Here is a 19,640-nt window from a genome sequence, read left to right on the forward strand (position 1 = left end):
TATTATATTTAATCTTGGCATCTGATCAAAAAGGCCTGCATCCGGATCTAAAAGCAAAAAATATCAGGGGACAGTAAAAGGCGGGCATCCATTATTCTAATGAATACCCGCCCTTAAATTGAAATTTCCAAGGGTCTTATCCTCATCTTTCCTAGTTGCAATGTCTTGGACAACTATATATTTTAAATCACACCCTTCGCGACTTGTTGGAATCCCTTGGCTAAGGTGAAGCATCGCCGCCGTCGCTGTGGATACCAGTCGCTCCGAAAACCAATGCTCGTCTTCGATGAAGCTTAAGCCATCTCGACTGCGTAGGTTTTATTTGCTATGTGATTGTATATATAATATACCATGTGCACAAAAAGTTGTCAACCTTGTTTTTAAAATTGTGCAAGTTTTCAGTCTATTCAAACAACTCCCCATTTTTCGCTTGTGCAATTTGCACTGTTAAATGATTTGATTGATACTCGGTCATTTTTAATGTATCATTGTAATGATTAAATACGATAGAAAAGGGGAAAAATATGAGTAACTACGTATTAAGCTGCTGTTCTACCGCCGATCTTGACAATGCTCATTTTCAGCGAAGAGACATCAAATATGTTTGTTTTCATTTTCAGATAGATGGAGCTGATTACCCCGATGATCTGGGTGAATCATTTCCATTTAAGGATTTCTATAAGAAGATGGCCGAAGGCAGTATGACCAAAACTTCTCAGGTAAGTGTCGGTGAATACATCGAATATTTTGAGTCTATGCTCCAGGAAGGTAAGGATATTCTTCATCTCACCCTTTCCTCCGGAATTTCCGGCACCCTTAATTCTGCAATTATCGCAAGAGACCAGCTTAAGGAGAAGTATCCCGATAGGAAGCTCTATGTTGTGGATTCCCTGGCCGCTTCCGCAGGCTATGGATTATTGATGGACAAGCTTGCCGATCTTCGTGACGAGGGAATGAGCATCGACTCCCTCTACGAATGGACCATCGAACACAGACTGGAATGCCAGCACTGGTTCTTCGTTTCAGATCTTAAATACCTTATAAGAGGCGGACGTGTCTCCAAGGTTGCAGGAACAATCGGCAGTGTACTTAATATCTGCCCTCTTATGAACGTTGACTATCAGGGTAAGCTGATCGTAAGATCCAAAATCAGAGGTAAGAGCGCCGTCATGAAGGCTCAGGTTCAGAAGATGGTTGAGAATGCAGCAAACGGCACAGATTACGACGGAGAATGCTTCATTTCCAACTCCGACTGCTATGAAGATGCCCGCAAGGTTGCGGATTTGATCGAGGAGCAATTCCCCAAAATGAAGGGCAAGGTCCGCATCTACAGTATCGGTACCACCATCGGAAGCCACACAGGTCCGGGCACAGTAGCACTGTTCTTCTGGGGCAAAAAGCGTGTCGACTGATTAACAGTTTAACTGTAAAAAATAGTAAATAAAAAAGACTCCTGTTTCTGCATTATCGCCGGAAACATGAGTCTTTTTTTGGTAACTTCATGCCTTATTTGGCAAGAAGAAGCTGATGTGTGCTGTAATTATCGATCAGATCCGTTATTGTCTTGTCGTCTCCGATGACAGTTACCTGAAGTGGTCTGAAAAGATTAAGTGACAACAGACCAACGATAGACTTTCCATCAATAAAACTGTGGCCATCCTGAACATCAATCTCGCAGGAAGACTTGGAGTTCATATTGATGAACTGCCTGATCTGGGTTTTCCCGCCCAGCGAAACCTTTACTTCTTTTCTCATATATCTTTTCCCCTTCTCATAAGTTTGCAGGCTTGCATCTGCGAACAGTGTTTAGTCTACCACTTTGAAAGGGAAATGTGAACAATATAAAAATTAAAAAAGTATAAAATAAAATGTAAGCGGTTTCTTGAAAAACGCAGATAAACACTCTATTCTGTATATTTCCTCTTGATTAATCGTTTCTGAAATTCCGGTTCCGGCATAGGATTATCATATAGGAACCCCTGAACCATATAACAGCCAACTTCATCCAAAAGTCTGGTCTGATCCGGTCTCTCTACACCCTCCGCAATCACGTTGATTCCCAGCTCTTTGGCCATTATTATAATGTTGCGGAGAACTATCTCATCGTTCTTGTTGAGCTCATCATTATTGATGAAAGAACGATCAATTTTAATCTCAGTAACAGGAAAATCACGGAGATTGGACAGGGAGGAATAACCGGTTCCAAAATCATCGATAGCGGTTTCAATTTCCATCTCACGAAGCTTCTTAAGAAAGTTCGTCATAAGAAGTCTCTCATCCTCACTGGCAGTCTCTGTAACCTCAATCTGGATGTATTTTCTTAAAATACCGGCGTCATCAATTATTTTTACAATCTCTCCAGCAAGGTTCTTGTAATTAAGATCCCTTCTGGAGAAGTTGATCGATATAGGCACAGGTGTAATACCATTCTTCTCCCAGTTTTTGACAAATTCACAGGTCTTCTTAAGGACATAGAGATCAAGAGACGCAACCATGCCTTCCTGCTCCAGAATAGGCACAAATTCGGTGGGATACAGTACTACGCCGTTACAGAACCACCTGGCCAGAGACTCAGCGCCAATAAGTTCTCCGGTCCTTGTATTAACCTTGGGCTGCAGATAGATTCTGAACTCGTCATTGGCAAGAGCTTCCTCATATCTGTCCTCGATCTGTTTCTGTCTGTATATTCTCGTGCTCATGGCCTTATTCACAAATACATAGGGCTTATTGGCCACATTCTTGGCATAGTTGCAGGCCATCATAGCTCTGGAGATGAGTTGTCCTGCCTCCTTGAGGGAATCATCTACGGCATATATTCCAGATACTGCCTCGATCCTTATTTCTTCCTGCCTGCCATTCTTAACGCCAAAAACCTTTACTCCCGAGAGGTATTTGATGAACTGCTTGGTTCTCTCCTTCTTGATAAGGGCGGTAAAATTATCCCCTCCAAAATGGGCAACTATCTCATCAGGTTCACAGAACTCCCGCAGTTTGGCAGCATAACGCTTCATAATCTCATCACCTTCAGACAGGCCGTAGCGTCTGCTGATAAGTCCATAGCTCTTAAGATTAAAATAGAAGGAATCGTAGCCCATTATCGCCCTTGATTCAAGAAGACGTGTGGCAAAGGCAATAAAGCCTCCCGAATTGGGAAGACCTGTAAGATATTGAGTAAGAGCACTGTTTCTGACAATGCTTGTGAGCAGATATTTTTCCATGTGAAATGACAGGACATCAAGAATAATGGCAAAGCTCTTGTATTCCTCTTCATTCCAGCTTTTGTCCGGCATAAGATAGATATTGTAAACAACCACCTTCTTATCGGCTATACGGTGCTTAAACAGATATGCCGGTGCCTCATTCTCCGGTGTAGGACCAAAAAGCGGAATAACCGTCTCAGGTTCACCTGCTCTGTCAGAATACTTGGCATCGGAAACCACTGCTATTATGGAGCGCAGAAAATACTCCTTGGAAAGATCTGCCAATGCGCTTGGCGAAATTTCAGGAGTAACCTCTTCTTCCGACAGTATCTGCACAAAGTTCTCAAAGCTTCTTTCAAAAGTCATATTTGCGCCCTTTAGAAAAGTTTTTCAGTACATATCACTATATTATATAAAAGTGTCTATTATTTCAATGATAGGATTTATTTTTTTCAGATAATGAAAAAGCTGCGCTATAAAGCGCAGCTTCCGGAATTCGTAAAAATTATTTCTTGTTTACAAGATCCTTAAGAGCCTTACCAGCCTTGAACTTAGGTGCTACAGATGCAGGAATCTTGATAGCAGCGCCAGTCTGAGGATTCTTACCTGTTCTAGCAGCTCTCTTTGTTGTCTCGAATGTACCAAAGCCAACAAGCTGAACCTTACCCTTCTTCTTAAGCTCCTTAGTTACTGTCTCTGTGAAAGCGTTGAGTGCTGCAGCAGCATCCTTCTTTGTGAGACCAGCTTCCTTAGCAATTGCATCGATAAGTTCTGTCTTGTTCATTTTTTTCCCTCCAAAAAGAAATATTTTACTACATTGCCCATTCTACCACTATTTTTGACTACAAACAACACAAAAATGGCTAAAATACGCAAAAAATTCGATTTTTTTGGAGAAAAAACGTTGTTTCATCGGGTTTTCAGAGCAATTTCTATCATTTTGGACAGATATGTAAAGTCTGTGATGTCCGGCTGAGGGTATTTTCTTGATAAATCCCGGGTATTATAGAAGGCAATATAACCTTCGTAGGGCATATCCTGCATTTTATAAATAAAGGCATGCTTGATACCGTGCTCCTCAAAAAACTCCCTGGCTTTGGTGGACATATGAAGCTGCGTCTGCGGAACATCCACAACAAAGACACCATTACTGTTGAATTTCTGCTCAAATCCAGACTCCTGAACATATCTTATATCCGATTCAGCTTCCATGATCTTGCTGAGCTTGACGCCATGCAGATCGATGTTCTCAAGCCTCTTATAACCATATACACTCTTTCGTAAATCCTTGTAAAACAAATAGACTTCATCCAGCTCATAGGTTGCGGCAATCTTGGCCATTTCCTCTGATATAGCCTCTCCCATGGTACCAAAGAACCCATCTATAGTTTCAAGAACCAGCTTGGTCTTATCCCTTGGAGAAGCACTGTTAACAGCCTTATTGTCCTCTTCCTTGAGGATACCGTTTACAACGATGCCATGAATCTCGGGAGTATACATAACATACCTGTTTTTGCCCCTGTTCTTGGCTCTGTAGAGCATCCTGTCAGCAAGATTAAACAGATCTGTATAATTATCTACATAGGTCGGGAAATCGGCCGCTCCAATGGATACCGTAATAAGCGGATACCCCTCTTCATCAAAAAAGAGCTTCTCCACCTTCTCCCTGATATTCCTGAGTATAGGACGCAGTTCCTCTTTGCCGTTATCAAGTTCTATGACCAGAAGGATCTCATCGCCGCCTATTCTGCCGGCCTTACCATAGCTTCCAAGTGTATTTCTTATGACTTCACTTACCGCCAGAAGCACCTCATCTCCAAAGGCATGTCCTCTGGTATCATTGACCTGCTTGAAATTATCCACATCAAGAATTGCAAGGCAAATGACTCTATCAGTAACACTGGCACATTTGGCCTTGGCATAATCGGTGATGGCCTTCTTCGTAAGAAGTCCTGTGGCCTCATCAAGGACATTTCTGTCTTCGCTCTGAGTTAACACCGAAATATCCTGAAAATCCATAGTTATCTTCATATAACCGTCAGCTTCATCCTTGCTGCACCTGGCGGTAACCCATGAATATTCACCGCTTTTTTTAAGCATTCTGAAGCATAGGATATCAGAGGTCTTTTTCTCAAGACGCTCAACTGTTTCATATAGAAGATGCTGATCATCCAAAAAGACATTAGACATAAAATCATTGGCCTGTCCATCACTTACAAAATCCAAATATCCGTCATTAGTCTTTATCAGATTAAGATCTGCGTCGGTTACAACCTGCCCTGTACTATAATTGATCATTTTTCTACCTCATGACCCCTGAAAAGTCAGTTGCCGACAGTATCTAATAATATAATAAAATCGAGGAAATTGCCTGTCAAATAAAAAAAGTATAACGCATTATCGATAATTACTATTAAAAAGGCTGCCATCCCCCTTTAGGAAATGACAGCCTTCGTCGTTATATTTAGTTTAACACTTCAATCAAAGAATATCCTGGAATCCCGGTCTGTAAAGGTGTCTCGGAATACCATCAACCATGATAGGTCCTACATCGCCCTGGATAAGAGGACGTACATAGGTGATGAACTCCTGTGTAACATAGGTTCCTTCCTTGTTGATCCACTCTCTTGGAACTGTACGCTCATCGTTTGCGATCTTGTGAACGTCCTTAACCTCTGTTCCTGCCTGATAAGGATCATCGGAAAGTCTCTCGATGACAACCATCTTGCCGCTGTCGCCTTCGTCTGCAGCCTTCATTGCAGCACCACCAACCTCATAGGCCTCAAGAATATCCACACGTGATGCACAGTGGCTTGCTGCTCTCTGAAGAGTTGAAAGCTCGATGGGACGAGTCTTGCAACCACATTCCTTGGCAACAACTTCGCAGAGATATCTTGCTGTACCTGTGAGCTGCTTATGTCCGAAAGCATCCACATAATCGATGCTGTTTCCAAGCTCGCTGACATATTTGCCGTCCTTGGTTCTGATACCCTCTGAAACAGCAACAACGATAGAAGCCTTGTTCTTGAGAAGTCCCTTGATCTTCTTGACGAAAGCATCCATGTCAAAAGGAAGCTCCGGAAGATAAATTGCGTCAGGTCCGTCACAGTCTTCGCCCTTGGCAAGTGCTGTAGCGCCTGTAAGCCATCCGGCATTTCTTCCCATTACTTCCACAATGATAACCTGGCCGTTGCTTGTCTCAAGTGACCAGCTGTCTCTGATGATCTCTTTTACAGAAGTACCGATATACTTGGCTGCTGAGCCGTAACCCGGTGTATGATCGGTAAGTGCCAGATCGTTATCGATTGTCTTAGGGCAGCCTACAAATCTGATGGCTGATCCGGAAATTATAGCGTAATCGGAAAGTTTCTTGATGGTGTCCATTGAATCATTTCCACCAATGTAGATGAAGCAGTCAATCTCGAGCTTATCCAGAATCTGGAAGATTTTCTCATAGATTTCCTTGCTTTCAAAAATCTCAGGAAGCTTGAATCTGCATGATCCCAAATATGCAGATGGAGTTCTCTTCAAAAGCTCAATGTCAAGTCCTGACTGAATGTGATCAGCAAGGTCAACATATCTGCCTTCCATAAGTCCCTGTACACCATGGATCATTCCGTAAACCTTCTGATATCCACGGTCGATAGCGGTTCTGTAAACACCTGCGAGTGAGGAGTTGATTGCCGCTGTAGGGCCTCCCGACTGTCCAACAATTACATTACGTTTCTTTTTCTGTACCATTGACTCCTGTCCCCTTTCGAAAGTTTCATACCTTTTGATTATAGTCGAAAAAACGTGCCATGTCACTAATCAATTGTCCCCGCCTGTAAGCTCGAATTTCATCACAACAGGGTTGTGATCCGCGAACTCGAATCCTATATCCCTTGTCGTTATTTCATTCACGCTGATATTGGGAGAAACCAGAAATCCATCAATCACATAATACTGAAAATCTTTGGGATCTCTGCTCTGTGCAGTTGTAAGTGCTCTGTCAAGCGATCTGCAACTAGGCGCGTTATCTCCTGTATAAAAAGATGCATACTCCTCGAATTCCGTTGCATCTATGACACCCGGAACCCACAGTCCCTCCAGCTGCGGGTAATCGGAAGTATCCACGGTTGTAAATACCTGGTTAAAGTCTCCGCCTGCAATAACATAATTACCGGCCTCAACTTCCTGTATCAAGAGCTCCTTGAGCATCTTGGTCTGGGCAATCTTGCCCGAGCCGTCATCATAAGCTTCAAGGTGAAAATTTATAAATACCAGTTCCTTATCATTTCCGTCAATTGGACATCTGGCAATCATCAGGCACCTTTTGAGATTGATGGCGCTGACCGGCCATTTGAAGGTGGTAGGAAGCTTGTATCTCTTGGCATCATCAATATGACAGGTAGAAAAAAGCCCAAGTCCGCATTCAACCTTGCCTATAGGCGGAATGGGATATGGAAGAAATGCCACTCTGAAATTGGTGGCATAAGCATTCTGTCCCGAGAGAACGCCTCCGGTACTGTTATCTGCCAGATAATGCAGCTCGTCCACATAATGAGCCCTGGTGGAATTTCTGTCCAGTTCCTGAAGGAACAGAAAGTCCGGAGCCTCTGTAGTTATCTGATTAAGGATACCCTTAAGGTTATAATATACCCTGTCCTTGGTCGCGGTATTGACCATCTTACCGCCATCCATGAAGAAGTCGGCATTGTCACCAAGGGCACCGTATCCCACGTTCCAGGTCTCAATAGTATACTCTTTGCCGAGAACAACCTTATCTCCCTTATCACCGGAAAGAGTCAGTTGTTCAATATCTGCCGGTTTGTATTCATCCACCGTCAGATATGCGCCCAGCATGCCGGCAACTATAAGCAGTAAAAGAAGTATCTGTAATACAATCTTCAGAATCTTTTTAACTGTTATCTCCATATGCCCCTCGAAAATGTTTAAAAAAGGCATCCGCAGTATTGCAGATGCCCATAGTAATCCTTATTAAAAATCTTCTTCCTCGAAAGCGATTCTTCTTCCCGCATTCTTGCCAATGCCATAGGCAATGGCAGCGATCACAATAACGCTTACTGCAGCAACGGCGCAACCTACGAAGAGCTTCTTCTTGTCTTCGTCAAAGCCCTCCCAGATATCCATAACCTTGTCTATCTTCTCCTTGGCAAAATCAATTGCTGTTACCACAAAATCTGTCATAGAATAATTACCTCCGTAATTAGCTGACCATGATACTCTATATCATAAAGCTTATCATACTATATATTGTACTTCTTTGCTTTGCGTAACTCAAGTTTTTTTAATATATAATCCTTCCAGACAAAATCAAAAATAGCTGCAAAAGGAATAGCCAGCAGGATTCCGATGACTCCGAACAGTCTTCCGCCCAAAATGATGGAAATCAGGATCATAAGAGGCGATACTCCAAGGCTCTCTCCGAAAAGCCTGGGCTTTAAGATATAGCCGTCAATTGTCTGAAGTACGATCGTAAAGATGATAAAAGCCAGTGCATACCAGGGCTTGACCAGAACCAGAATAAAGGCTCCGATGACAGCTCCCACAATGGGACCGAAGGTAGGCGCCAGATTGGTGATACCAACAATAAAGGAAATTACCACCGAATACGGAAGTCCTGCAATGAGCATGAATATCAGGTTGATGATGCCCACGATTATTCCATCAACTATATCAAAGCTGATATATCTGATAAGAATGGCATTACATCTGTCCAGAAGAAGGCACGAATTTTTGTAGGTATCATCCTTCATCAGAAGTGCAAAAAGCCTTGAGACACCGTTTATTATCCTCTCCTTATCAAGTAGCAGATAAATGGCAAGAATGAAGGATATAACCAAATCAAATACACTCTTACCGATATTGGCAGATGTATTAACCACGTTTGACATATTGTGTGAAAAATAGTCTGTAACAGTCGTCAGGAGCTTTTCACTGAAAGTCGCAAGGCCGGTCAGATCAACTCCAAAGAAACTCTGGTTGCCCTTCTGGAATCCCTCAAGAATAGACTGCATTGTTTCCACATAGCCGCCCATATTGTTCGCAAGTGTCATAACGGAATCTGCCAGCTGCGGTATAAGAGCCACGAACAGCAAAGTCACCGCCAATATGATGACGATAATGGTGAAGGCAACGGACAACTTCCAGGCTGTCTTTCTGTTCTTTAATTTCTTAAACACATAATCCCGAAACAGATTGGATACAGGATTGAAAATATAAGCAATAACAACCGCAGTTATTATGGGCTTCAGAAAACTAAAAAACGATCCGACTCCTCCAAAAATATCGGAAAAGTGCGTGATTATCATATAAAAAGCCACTGCAGCGCACAGTGCAAAGGTATTGGCGACCCATCTTTTCTTAAGCCATTTGTCGTTTAGTTTCATTAAGCTACCATCCTCCTTATCATCCAAAATCGTTGTAACGTCTGCACTTTTTTGCCCGTTTCATGCTCTTTTTCTTAACGTTTTTTCTCACTCTGTTTCTGTGATGATCATCATAGAGCGCCTTCACTCCCGGATGGAAAAAGCGGTTAATAAAGGCGCCTATGAGGAAAATATAAATGCATGTATAAAGCCAGAACATCATAATTGCCGGAGTTGCCAGGCTTCCGTATATCGAATAGCTGTCCGTGTTGTTGACATATACAGAGAACAGCCACGAAAACACATACCATACAATCGCTGAAAATACTGCTCCCGGCAGCTGATATATAAATTTCATCTTAGCACTTGGTATATAAGTATATATTAACGCAAAGGCCAGCGTAGCGATAGCGATGACCAGAATAAATTTAAAATTCACCATAAAAACTACTGGCTTGGATAGCGCAGGATATGCTTTTAGTATAATGCTTTTTATGAGTTTACCAAAGACCATCAGCATAAGCATCAGCAGAACCGTAATGATCATTGCTATGGTATACAGCGTTGCAATGAACCTGAGATAAAAATAATTTCTTCTCTCATCAACATCATATATCACATTGAGTCCCCTTATAAGAGCAAGCATTCCCAATGCTCCCGCCCACAGAGTAACAATGGCTGATATGGAAAAGATTGCCACGGATTTCTCATAGGCTTCACTTATAAGCTTGGTCATTATATCATCCGCAAAATCCGGTGCAATATCAACAACCGCCTCTACCAGATCGGTCTCGGTAACCGTTGTATAGGGAAGTACAGACGAAAGTGTCACAAGAAGAGGTATCAATGAGAGTATTAGAAAAAATGCCGTACTACCGGCATAGGCAGCAATATTCTTTTTTTGCATTCTAACAGCAAAGTCCTTGGACATTGCGATCAGTACTGCCTTAACATTCATAAAACTAACCCCTTACATGGAAAAAGCAGCCACCAGAGATGACTGCTTTTATTTCCAATTTGGTCCCAGAGTGCCGGTTCCTGTTATTTGACTCCTAGCTAACGCCAGGTGGGTTACCGCAACCAATATGCCTGTCTTCCTCTCCCATAGCTGGTCTGCGCATGCGCAGGGCCGAAGGCGTGACATTTATATTGATGATGTAGGAGTCCCGTTTAAAGTAATGTAGGTTCAAATTACACAGGAGGTGTCGGACATCCCAGGAAAACTACTAAGTAGTTTCTAACTCTATTATATCCAAGACGTGGCTTTTTTCAAGGCTCTACCCGCAATTTAACACTATTTTAATAGCAATTTAATTTATGGGTCTGGTGGCCTCCTTAAGCCATTCTCTGACCTCCTGATCCTCGATAAGAGGAAGGAGCTTCTCATACACACGTGCATGATAATCATTGAGGGCCTTCACATTCTCAGGCTTCATATAAGCTGTATCTATGGCCTCAAGATCGATGGGCACATAGGTCAGATGATCAAAGCCGTAGAATTTGCCATACTCATTCTCGTTTCTTTTAACGACCTCAACGATGTTCTCGATACGGATTCCATGACTTCCCTCAATGTATACACCGGGCTCATCGGATACGATCATTCCGGGCTGTAAAAGAGCTTCCTCCATTCCGGGAGCAAATCTCCATCTGATGTTCTGAGGTCCCTCATGGACATTGAGCATATAGCCGATTCCGTGACCTGTTCCATGGTTGTAGTCTATATCCATATCCCACAGAGGCTGTCTGGCAAAAATATCAACGTTTCTTCCGGTGCAGCCCTCCATGAATCTGGCCCCAGCAAGCTGCAGCATACCTGCAACTGTAGCTGTGTAATGTTTCTTGATCTCCCCGGAAATCTCACCGACAACAATTGTTCTTGTCACATCAGTTGTGCCGCCTGTGTAGGTAGCTCCTGAGTCAACAAGAAGCATTCCTTCTGCCTTAACCTCCGCGCAGTTATCCTCAGTAGCCTCATAATGCGCCATAGCGGCATTTGCATTGTAAGCACTGATGGTAGGAAATGACAGTTCAATAAATCCGGGAATCTCCGCTCTCATGCCATCCAGCTTCATTGCAGCTGAATATTCGGTCATGGGAATCTTGCCCACATTTTTCTTGACCCAATAAATAAACTCAGTGAGCTTGGCGCTGTCCTTAAGATATACCTCACGGATATTCTTAAGCTCAGTCTCGTTCTTGATTGCCTTCATCAGCTCGGTGGGGTTCTTCTGGTTCTTAAGCTCAACTCCGGCTTCTTTGGCCTTATTCACAAGAGCCTTGTAGGTAAGGAAATTGGTATTTCTCTTGTCATATAGAACATCCCCGAAGAACTTAATATCTGTAAGAAAAGCAGTGAGCTCATGATAGTCCTTAAGCACGATACCCACTCTGTCACAGTATGCCTTAACTTCAGGTGTAACCTCTTTTGCCTGAACAAACAAAACAAATTCGGAATCTGTCACATAGGCATAGGAAAGAGCAACCGGATTGCACTCCACATCATTTCCTCTTAAGTTTGTAAGCCACATGATGTCATCCAGCTTGCTGAGAAGATGTGAAGTTGTGCCATATTCACTCATAGCCTTTCTAAGATCCGCAAGTTTCTCGGCAAAGCTCTTACCGCAGAGTTCGTCAGAAAGAACATACATATCGTGGCAGGGAAGTTCCGGCCTGTCTGTCCATACTTCTTCCGCAAGATCCTTTTCAATCTTAAAGGTAACGTTCTTATGAGACAGCTTTTTCTCCAGCTTCTCACCGATACTGGTGGAAATGACCCTTCCGTCGAAACCGAGGCTCTCGCCGTCCTTCATATTCTTCTCCAGGAATTCCTCTATTGTGGGAACGCCGGGATTCATCATCTTAAAAAGCTCTACCCCTGTACCCTTCATCTGGTTCTCAGCCTGGATGAAGTATCTTCCGTCAGTCCACATACCGGCATGGTCTTTACTCACAACAAGGGTTCCGTTGGAGCCGTCAAAACCGCAGAAGTACTCTCTTACCTTAAAAAAGTCTGCGGAATACTCTGAGTTGTGGAAGTCTGAGGTAGGCATCATGTAATAATCTATGCCGTTTTCCTGCATTTTGGCACGCAGGTTTTTAAGCCTTTCTTTTATAACTGTATTTTCGTAAGACATGAAAATTTTGCACTCCCAGCTCAATTAAAGATTATATTTTGCTGCGATAAGAGGAGCAACCTTGGATGAACCGATTCTGCTGCAGCCTGCCTCAGCATATGCCTTGGCATCCTCGATGGTTCTGATCCCACCGGCAGCCTTGATTTTAACATCAGGGCCGATGTGCTTCTTGAAAAGCTCGATATCTGCGAGTGTGGCGCCTGCAGAGCCAAAACCTGTAGAAGTCTTGATATAATCAGCCTTAACCTCTGTTACGATCTTGCAGAGCTCGATCTTCTCTTCCTCTGTGAGGTAGCAGGTCTCGATGATAACCTTAAGAAGCTTGTCGCCGCAAGCCTTGCGGATTGCCTCAAGTTCCTTCTTAACCTCATCAAATCTGCCGTTCTTAACATCGCTGATATTAACTACGGTATCAATCTCTGATGCCCCGTCCTTGATGGCCTCCTGTGCCTCAACAACCTTGGATGCGCAGCAGCTGTAACCAAGAGGGAATCCAATTACCGTGCAAAGCTTGAGTGCATCGCCGTATTTGTCATGTGTTCTCTTAAGATATGTGGGAGGAATGCAGACAGTAGCTGTGCCGTACTTAACAGCCTCATCGCAAAGGCTTACGATATCCTCCCATTTAGCATCAGCCTGAAGCTGTGTGTGATCAATGAGTTTCAAAATATCTTTCTCTTCCATAGCTCTATCCTTTCTCTTATAGTTAAAAAACTATCGTTTCTCATGCATAGACCATTATATCCCCATAAGCATAGTCGCGCAACTTTGCAAAGAAGGGCACGAAAAAAGGCCACAGCACAATGGCTGCGGCCTTGAAAGTCATGAATTACTTTTTATTTACAGCGTCCTTAAGAGCCTTACCAGCCTTGAACTTAGGAACTGTAGCTGCAGGGATCTTGATTGCAGCGCCTGTCTGAGGGTTCTTACCTGTTCTAGCTGCTCTCTTAGCGGTCTCAAATGTACCGAAGCCAACGAGCTGAACTTTGCCCTTCTTCTTAAGTTCCTTAGTAACTACGTCAACGAAAGCCTTTACAGACTTCTCTGATGCAGCCTTTGTAAGGCCAGTCTCTTTTGCGATTGCTTCAACTAATTCTGTCTTGTTCATTCTGATTCTCCCTTCTCATACTTGTGATTGCATGTGTACTTGCAAGTCCCCCGCAAGTCACAAACTACTCTACTAGCGTAGTACAGAATGTGTACCTTGTCAAACGCATTTTTATTCACATTATTCCGAATGCTTAACAAAAGCCTCAACATCCCTTGTTTCGTAGCTTTTCACCCTTACGCCGTCATAGCTGTGTTCAAGGTAAATTATGGCTTCAAGGCCTGTTTTTGTATTATCATGCAGTCCCTGATAGGCTCTGAAGTTCCCTAAAGAGTAAAAAATCAGCATTTTTTTACCGTCAGGCCTATTTTTTTCTTCTACTTTCTGGGTCACATGAGGATGAGTTCCGATAACAATGTCTGCTCCGCCCTCTGCAAAAAGCTCTGCCAGCTCTTCCTGCTGCTTGGACACTTCCGCCTGGTACTCCTCACCCCAGTGGGCAAAAACCACGAGAATATCAGCTTCTTTTCCGGCTGTTTCCATATCTTCCAGCACCTTGGCTCTCTCCTTTTGGCTGCTCGGAAGATAGTGTACAATGTATGGATATTCATCCTTCGCATCATACCCGTTGGTTCCGTAGGTGTAGGAAAAAAGTGCGATTTTCATGCCGTTGCAGGCCTTTATCACATAGGGCTTATACTCAGTATCGCTGCTCTTTTGAACCCCCGGAGTAAGAATATTTTCTTTTTCAAAGAAAGAGACAGTGTCGTCAATGCCGGTAATTCCTCTGTCCAGCGCATGATTGGAGCCGCATACAGCCACATCAAAGCCGGCACCTGCAATTGCCTGCCCAACTGCCATGGGAGATCCGAAAGAAGGATAACCTCCAACAGCCTCCTCATTATTCACAAGTATGGATTCCAACTGTATTGACGCTATGTCGGCGCTCTGAATTTCCGAAACAAAAGGCTCATACAAAAAATCATAGTTTCCGCCATGTTTCATATTGGCATATTCGTATATTTCCTTGTGGATCAGATTGTCTCCAAAAGCAACAAGTTTCACATCATTTTTGATGCTCTTGATTCCAAATGAATTCCATATCCAGAGGGTGCTGTTACCGGAAATCCGCTCGGTAAGAAGGATCTTGTCATTCTGCTCCATGAGCTTCATCCTGGTCATTTCTTCGCCTATGTAAGAAGCGCACCACTTCTGTCTCACCTCGTTATCTTCGGAAATCTCATAGATAAAAATATGCTGTGAATACCTGTCATCCTCATTATCCGTAATCCAGAAAGGCCTTGCTTTTCCGTATATCCCCTTCTTCCAGAGAAGAAGTAATATCTCCGTCTGCCCGTTTCCGTCAAGGTCGGAAAAAAGAAAATCCTGTATCTTGTATTCTTTTCCCGATTCCCATAGCTTTTCGCCTCCCGGAAGCGTCACAACAAGCTTTTTATTCTTCAGTATTCCGGCAATTCCGCTCCCGGTATACCTTTTTGTCTCATTCCACCTGACATGAAGGGGTATCCCTTTTCCCAAACGCAGGAAAATCGTGATGCAAAAAACTACTGCCGCCGTAAAAAGCAGCAGTAGCCAAAAATATTGATTTTTTAGAAATTTATTTTTATGCATTTTTAATCCACACGATAGCTCAGTGTCCATTTTGCCCTGTCGGGAGCAGGCTCTGATTTAACCCAGTTCCAGTTGTCATCCATATGGCCGCCGTCCAGTCTTTCCCTGAATTCTTCGTCGGTGAGACGGTCACTTATCGGGGTTTCAAACTGATAGAAGCTGTATACGCTTCCGCTTCCGATATGGAGCTTGCCATCCATGGGAAATGCCACATAGATATTGTCAGCTTTTCCGGAGCCGATCTCCAATACAGTGCCCTTGGGATCTGTAGCAATGTCAGCAACTACCGGACAGGGAGCCTGGTTGCTCTCAAAAAGATCATCAATGCTGTCTTTGTTTACATCGTACCAGATATGCTCAAGATAACCGCCATACTCACGGATAAATTCATATTCACCGTCGGTGCGTTCTTTATTCGTCAGCTCTTTTTCGGAAATGGTAAGCAGAGTTTTTCCTATCTCTGTAAGCTTATCAAGGTTCTCGGCATCTTCAGCAGCAAGCATTCCTCTTGCTGAAAGTCCCTCTTTTGTCTTCTCGGAAAGGAATACGAATCTGCTGTAAACAACGGGCTGAGGATCCACATATCCTCTGTCATCAGGCTCATCCTCCCAGCCATCGCCCATCTCCGCGGCATAGGCCTGCTTGGCATAAAGAATGGTATCATGCTTAAGCTCGGCATAGGAACCTGCAAAGGTTTCAAGATTCTTCCTGGTCCATTCATCAGACTGCATATAGGAAGGATACCCCTCCTTCTTTTCCTCCAAAAGAGGTCTTAAGATGTTCAGCCATCCCGCATAGAGACTTGAATTCCAAAGAACAGGATCATCGTTGTTAAACATAGCCTTTGCCTTTGCAAGCTGCTCATCATAATTGGGATAATCGGTGGAACCTTCCTCCTTCAGGATCTCGTAGGCCTTCTGTGATCCAAGGGCTGCGGGAACATCAAGAGTATCCGGAAGACTTCTTCTCTCACCGTTTGCATTTTCCTCAACTTCTTTGTACATGAGTCTCTGGAAGATCGCAGCGTCAATGGTAAAGCGCTGTCCCATAAATCTGAAGGTTGGAATAACCGGGTTATCTCCCTCATCTACGGGAACCGAATTGATCTGGGGAACACCAAGATTTAAACGCTCTGCCAAAACCGTATCAAAAGCTGAAGAATTATCCTTCATATCAGAGATCTCCGGGATCTTGCCATAAGCCTTGACTAATATCTCCTTCATCTGAGCATATCCCGGATCATCGGATGCACCGGCAAAAAATGAAGTGATGTCAAAAATTTCACTCCAAGAGCTCTCATTCCCGGAAATAGCCGCACTTATCAGGATACTGCTTCTTACCTGATCTTCATCCTTAAGAACGAAGCCAATCCTTCCGTACCACATCATTGTGCGGAAATACTTTTCAAGCTCGGGGCTCTTAGTATAGTTACCTCTGGGCTTGTACTGAGTGTAGTCCTCATACTCATCTGTCAACGGACATTTCTCAATATTGCCCGCAGCCATTATCTTGTCGTACTCTCCTTTTGCTGTATCAAGAGCCTCTTTATCCATTAGGCTTGTGGCATTTCCATCATTCTGAATAAGCTCTGCGGTGTAGAAAAAGATAAGATTTCTAAAGGCTGCACTTTCCCACTCAGTGCCCTTAAGTTCCGAATAAGCGCTCTCTGCCTCTGCTGTCATGGCATCCGTAAGAGAAGTAAGCTTCGAAGTCAGATAGTTCTCTTCGGTTTTTTCAAGAAGATGCGCAAAGTAAAGGTGATAAGTATGTAAAAGCGAATCTACAGTGACAAAATTTGGGAACATGCAATATCTGTTGTACTCATAGATATCAAAGAATTCCTCATCGCCACTTGTAGATACATAAAATCCGTTGTTCTTAAGTGCATTCATGCGGTCCTTTACATGGTTATACTGACTTTCATTACTGGGATCCAGCAAATAATCAAAGCGCTCTGCAACATAAACGTTTGAAAAGTCATCTGCGATGGTCATTGGTTCCACAGAGGGTACAAGGTTCTTATCATAATAGATTTCTTCGCTGTCTCCCAAAAATGATGTTCCTACCGCATATACACCATGCGCGGTGGTATCCATCGTAATGTTATCTGCCTGATCTGATACATCTTCTGATGTTGCATCAGTAGCCCGGTCGGTTGTCTGGTCAGTGGATGCCTGCGATAACTCATCATTGGACTTTGAAGCCTCCACAGCGCCATCCTCTATCGGTACTTCCTGATTGCCTAAAGCTGAGCAGCCACCCAGTGTCATGGAAGCTGCCAGTAAAACTGCCAACATTCTTTTTGTCATTTTTGTCCTCCTCTGAATGTCTTAAAACTTAGACTTTATCCATTATAACACATGTCCTTATATATATATTACAGATAAGAAGCGCAAAACGAATTCGCCTGCCGGCCTTGTGCAACAAAAAAGAATGCCGCCCTGCAAAAAGACAGCATCCTTCGTAGTCATATTAAATTATTGTCTGTCCTTCATCGGCTTATACTCCTTGCGGGGCTCAATAGCCATATACGCAGGACGAATGATCTTGCCGTTATTGGCCAGCTCCTCCATTCTGTGGGCACTCCAGCCAACAATACGTGCCATGGCAAATATGGTGGGATACAGCTCTTCAGGGAGATCCAACATTCTGTAAACGAAACCTGAATAGAAGTCCACGTTGGCACTTACGCCCTTGTACATGGTGCGCTCGCCGCTGATGATCTTGGGAGCAAGGCGCTCTACCATCTCATAGAGTGCAAGCTCGTCTTCCCTGCCCTTCTCCACTGCCAGCTTCTCGACGAAGCTCTTAAGGATCATTGCTCTTGGATCTGACTTGGAATAAATGGCATGTCCTATTCCATAGATAAGTCCAGCCTTGTCAAAAGCCTCCTTATTAAGGATCTTATCAAGGTATGCTGCAACCTCATCCTCATCCTTCCAGTCTTTGACATTAGCTTCAATGTCATCAAACATATGAACAACCTTAATATTGGCACCGCCGTGGCGTGGTCCCTTAAGAGACCCTATTGCCGCTGCGATAACGGAATAGGTATCCGTCATACTGGAGCTAACTACATGGGTTGTGAAGGATGAATTGTTACCGCCGCCGTGTTCCATATGAAGCACAAGGCAGATATCAAGAAGCTTGGCTTCAAGCTCCGTATATTTGCTATCAGGCCTTAAGAGGTACAGAATTGTCTCTGCTGTTCCCAGTTCCTCTCTCGGAGGGTGGATAAACAGAGAATTGCCCTCATGATAATGGTTGTAAGCATGATATCCATAGATAGCAAGCAGTGGGAACATACTGATAAGTTGCAGTGACTGACGCAGCACATTTGGAAGTGAAACGTCATCTGCATAGTCATCATAGGAATACAGTGTAAGGACACTTCTTGCCAGAGTATTCATCATATCCCTGCTGGGTGCCTTCATGATAACATCGCGAACAAAGCTGGGAGGAAGACTCTTGTAGATACCAAGAAGCTTCTCAAATTCAAACAGTTCCTTACCTGTGGGAAGCTTATCAAAAAGAAGCAGATAAGCACACTCTTCAAATGCAAATCTGTTCTCTGCAACTGCATTGTCAATAAGCTTATGAACATCGTAGCCTCTGAAAAAGATCTCTCCGTCGGCGGGAACCTCCACGCCGTCAACCACTTTCTTGGCTACAATCTCGGATATACGAGTCAGCCCCGTAAGGACTCCCTTTCCGTTAAGGTCTCGAAGTCCTCTTTTTACGTCATACTTCAAAAAAAGTTCATTCTCAATAAGATTTGCTTCTCTCGAAAGGTTAGAAAGTTCAACAATCTCCGGTGTGTTTTCCGAGTAATAACCTTTACCTAAATCCATACGCACCTCCTGTCGGGAATATTCATTTCTTCTGTTTCTTGTTATTCTGACTGTAAAATCTTCTCTTTCCCCTCTCAACCGAAAGATAGAATACTATCCACACCACAAGGACCACCGCATAGATAATGGCATGATAAATGCCGTATCCGTATAGATCCAGTCCTATGCCGACCATTCCCAGAAGCACCAAGATCATCCCCTCTGCCAGATGCCTTGGGTAAGCATATTTCTTGAAAGCCTCTCTGTCGGTAAGAGTGTGTACATTCACTGTAGGTGGCAAAATAACGCCTACTTTTATTATATCATTAAGTTTCATCATCTGAGCAGCATAAATCATGTAAATACCGCCCAGAACGATGGCTATATCAAAAATATTGCTGTATGTATCCATAAATCATCCT

General features: G+C 43.4%; 17 protein-coding genes and 1 other RNA gene. 1 reads left to right on the top strand and 17 read right to left on the bottom strand.

Annotated elements, in window-relative coordinates:
* The first annotated feature begins 524 nt into the window (after positions 1-524).
* Positions 525-1,412, top strand: coding sequence for a DegV family protein (locus NXH67_RS11090; protein ID WP_022777074.1), 888 nt, complete (start codon positions 525-527; stop codon positions 1,410-1,412).
* Positions 1,413-1,506: 94 nt separating this feature from the next.
* Here NXH67_RS11090 and NXH67_RS11095 read toward each other — a convergent pair whose 3' ends face one another.
* The 17 genes from NXH67_RS11095 to NXH67_RS11175 form a co-directional block, all read right to left on the bottom strand.
* Entirely contained in the window at positions 1,507-1,755 is a 249-nt protein-coding gene (locus tag NXH67_RS11095) for an HPr family phosphocarrier protein (RefSeq protein ID WP_022777073.1), read from the bottom strand.
* Between the two features lie 149 nt (positions 1,756-1,904).
* Entirely contained in the window at positions 1,905-3,566 is a 1,662-nt protein-coding gene (locus NXH67_RS11100) for a GGDEF domain-containing phosphodiesterase (protein ID WP_022777072.1), read from the bottom strand.
* A 139-nt stretch (positions 3,567-3,705) separates the two neighbouring features.
* Entirely contained in the window at positions 3,706-3,984 is a 279-nt protein-coding gene (locus NXH67_RS11105) for an HU family DNA-binding protein (protein WP_022777071.1), read from the bottom strand.
* 125 nt (positions 3,985-4,109) lie between these two features.
* A complete protein-coding gene (locus NXH67_RS11110; RefSeq protein WP_272797419.1) occupies positions 4,110-5,498 on the bottom strand; it encodes a GGDEF domain-containing protein in 1,389 nt (462 codons plus the stop codon).
* Positions 5,499-5,681: 183 nt separating this feature from the next.
* Positions 5,682-6,941, bottom strand: coding sequence for a 6-phosphofructokinase (locus NXH67_RS11115; RefSeq protein WP_022777069.1), 1,260 nt, complete (start codon positions 6,939-6,941; stop codon positions 5,682-5,684).
* Positions 6,942-7,010: 69 nt separating this feature from the next.
* Positions 7,011-8,117 (bottom strand): endonuclease/exonuclease/phosphatase family protein, encoded by a 1,107-nt coding sequence (locus NXH67_RS11120; RefSeq protein ID WP_272797420.1) that lies wholly within the window; start codon positions 8,115-8,117, stop codon positions 7,011-7,013.
* 63 nt (positions 8,118-8,180) lie between these two features.
* Positions 8,181-8,390: a hypothetical protein gene (locus tag NXH67_RS11125; protein ID WP_022777067.1), complete on the bottom strand. Its 210-nt coding sequence runs from the start codon at positions 8,388-8,390 to the stop codon at positions 8,181-8,183.
* Positions 8,391-8,449: 59 nt separating this feature from the next.
* The gene (locus tag NXH67_RS11130; protein ID WP_022777066.1) at positions 8,450-9,592 is read right to left on the bottom strand and encodes an AI-2E family transporter; all 1,143 of its coding nucleotides are present in this window, start codon (positions 9,590-9,592) and stop codon (positions 8,450-8,452) included.
* A gap of 19 nt (positions 9,593-9,611) precedes the next feature.
* Positions 9,612-10,529, bottom strand: coding sequence for a YihY/virulence factor BrkB family protein (locus NXH67_RS11135; protein WP_272797421.1), 918 nt, complete (start codon positions 10,527-10,529; stop codon positions 9,612-9,614).
* 58 nt (positions 10,530-10,587) lie between these two features.
* A non-coding RNA gene (gene ssrS / locus NXH67_RS11140) (6S RNA) lies at positions 10,588-10,795 on the bottom strand.
* Positions 10,796-10,881: 86 nt separating this feature from the next.
* Complete coding sequence (locus tag NXH67_RS11145) at positions 10,882-12,708, bottom strand: aminopeptidase P family protein (protein ID WP_272797422.1); 1,827 nt, start codon at positions 12,706-12,708, stop codon at positions 10,882-10,884.
* Between the two features lie 24 nt (positions 12,709-12,732).
* Positions 12,733-13,392 carry a deoxyribose-phosphate aldolase gene (deoC, locus tag NXH67_RS11150; RefSeq protein ID WP_022777063.1) on the bottom strand — a complete coding sequence of 220 codons (660 nt, stop codon included), beginning with the start codon at positions 13,390-13,392 and terminating at the stop codon, positions 12,733-12,735.
* Positions 13,393-13,537: 145 nt separating this feature from the next.
* A complete protein-coding gene (locus NXH67_RS11155) occupies positions 13,538-13,816 on the bottom strand; it encodes an HU family DNA-binding protein (RefSeq protein ID WP_022777062.1) in 279 nt (92 codons plus the stop codon).
* A gap of 120 nt (positions 13,817-13,936) precedes the next feature.
* Complete coding sequence (locus tag NXH67_RS11160) at positions 13,937-15,295, bottom strand: CapA family protein (RefSeq protein ID WP_272797423.1); 1,359 nt, start codon at positions 15,293-15,295, stop codon at positions 13,937-13,939.
* A gap of 95 nt (positions 15,296-15,390) precedes the next feature.
* Complete coding sequence (locus tag NXH67_RS11165) at positions 15,391-17,697, bottom strand: DUF3160 domain-containing protein (RefSeq protein ID WP_272797424.1); 2,307 nt, start codon at positions 17,695-17,697, stop codon at positions 15,391-15,393.
* Positions 17,698-17,865: 168 nt separating this feature from the next.
* Positions 17,866-19,239 carry a citrate/2-methylcitrate synthase gene (locus NXH67_RS11170; RefSeq protein ID WP_272797425.1) on the bottom strand — a complete coding sequence of 458 codons (1,374 nt, stop codon included), beginning with the start codon at positions 19,237-19,239 and terminating at the stop codon, positions 17,866-17,868.
* Positions 19,240-19,261: 22 nt separating this feature from the next.
* Positions 19,262-19,630, bottom strand: coding sequence for a hypothetical protein (locus NXH67_RS11175; protein ID WP_022777058.1), 369 nt, complete (start codon positions 19,628-19,630; stop codon positions 19,262-19,264).
* Positions 19,631-19,640: the final 10 nt, after the last annotated feature.

It is taken from the genome of Butyrivibrio sp. DSM 10294 (assembly GCF_028539135.1).
GTDB lineage: Bacteria > Bacillota > Clostridia > Lachnospirales > Lachnospiraceae > Butyrivibrio.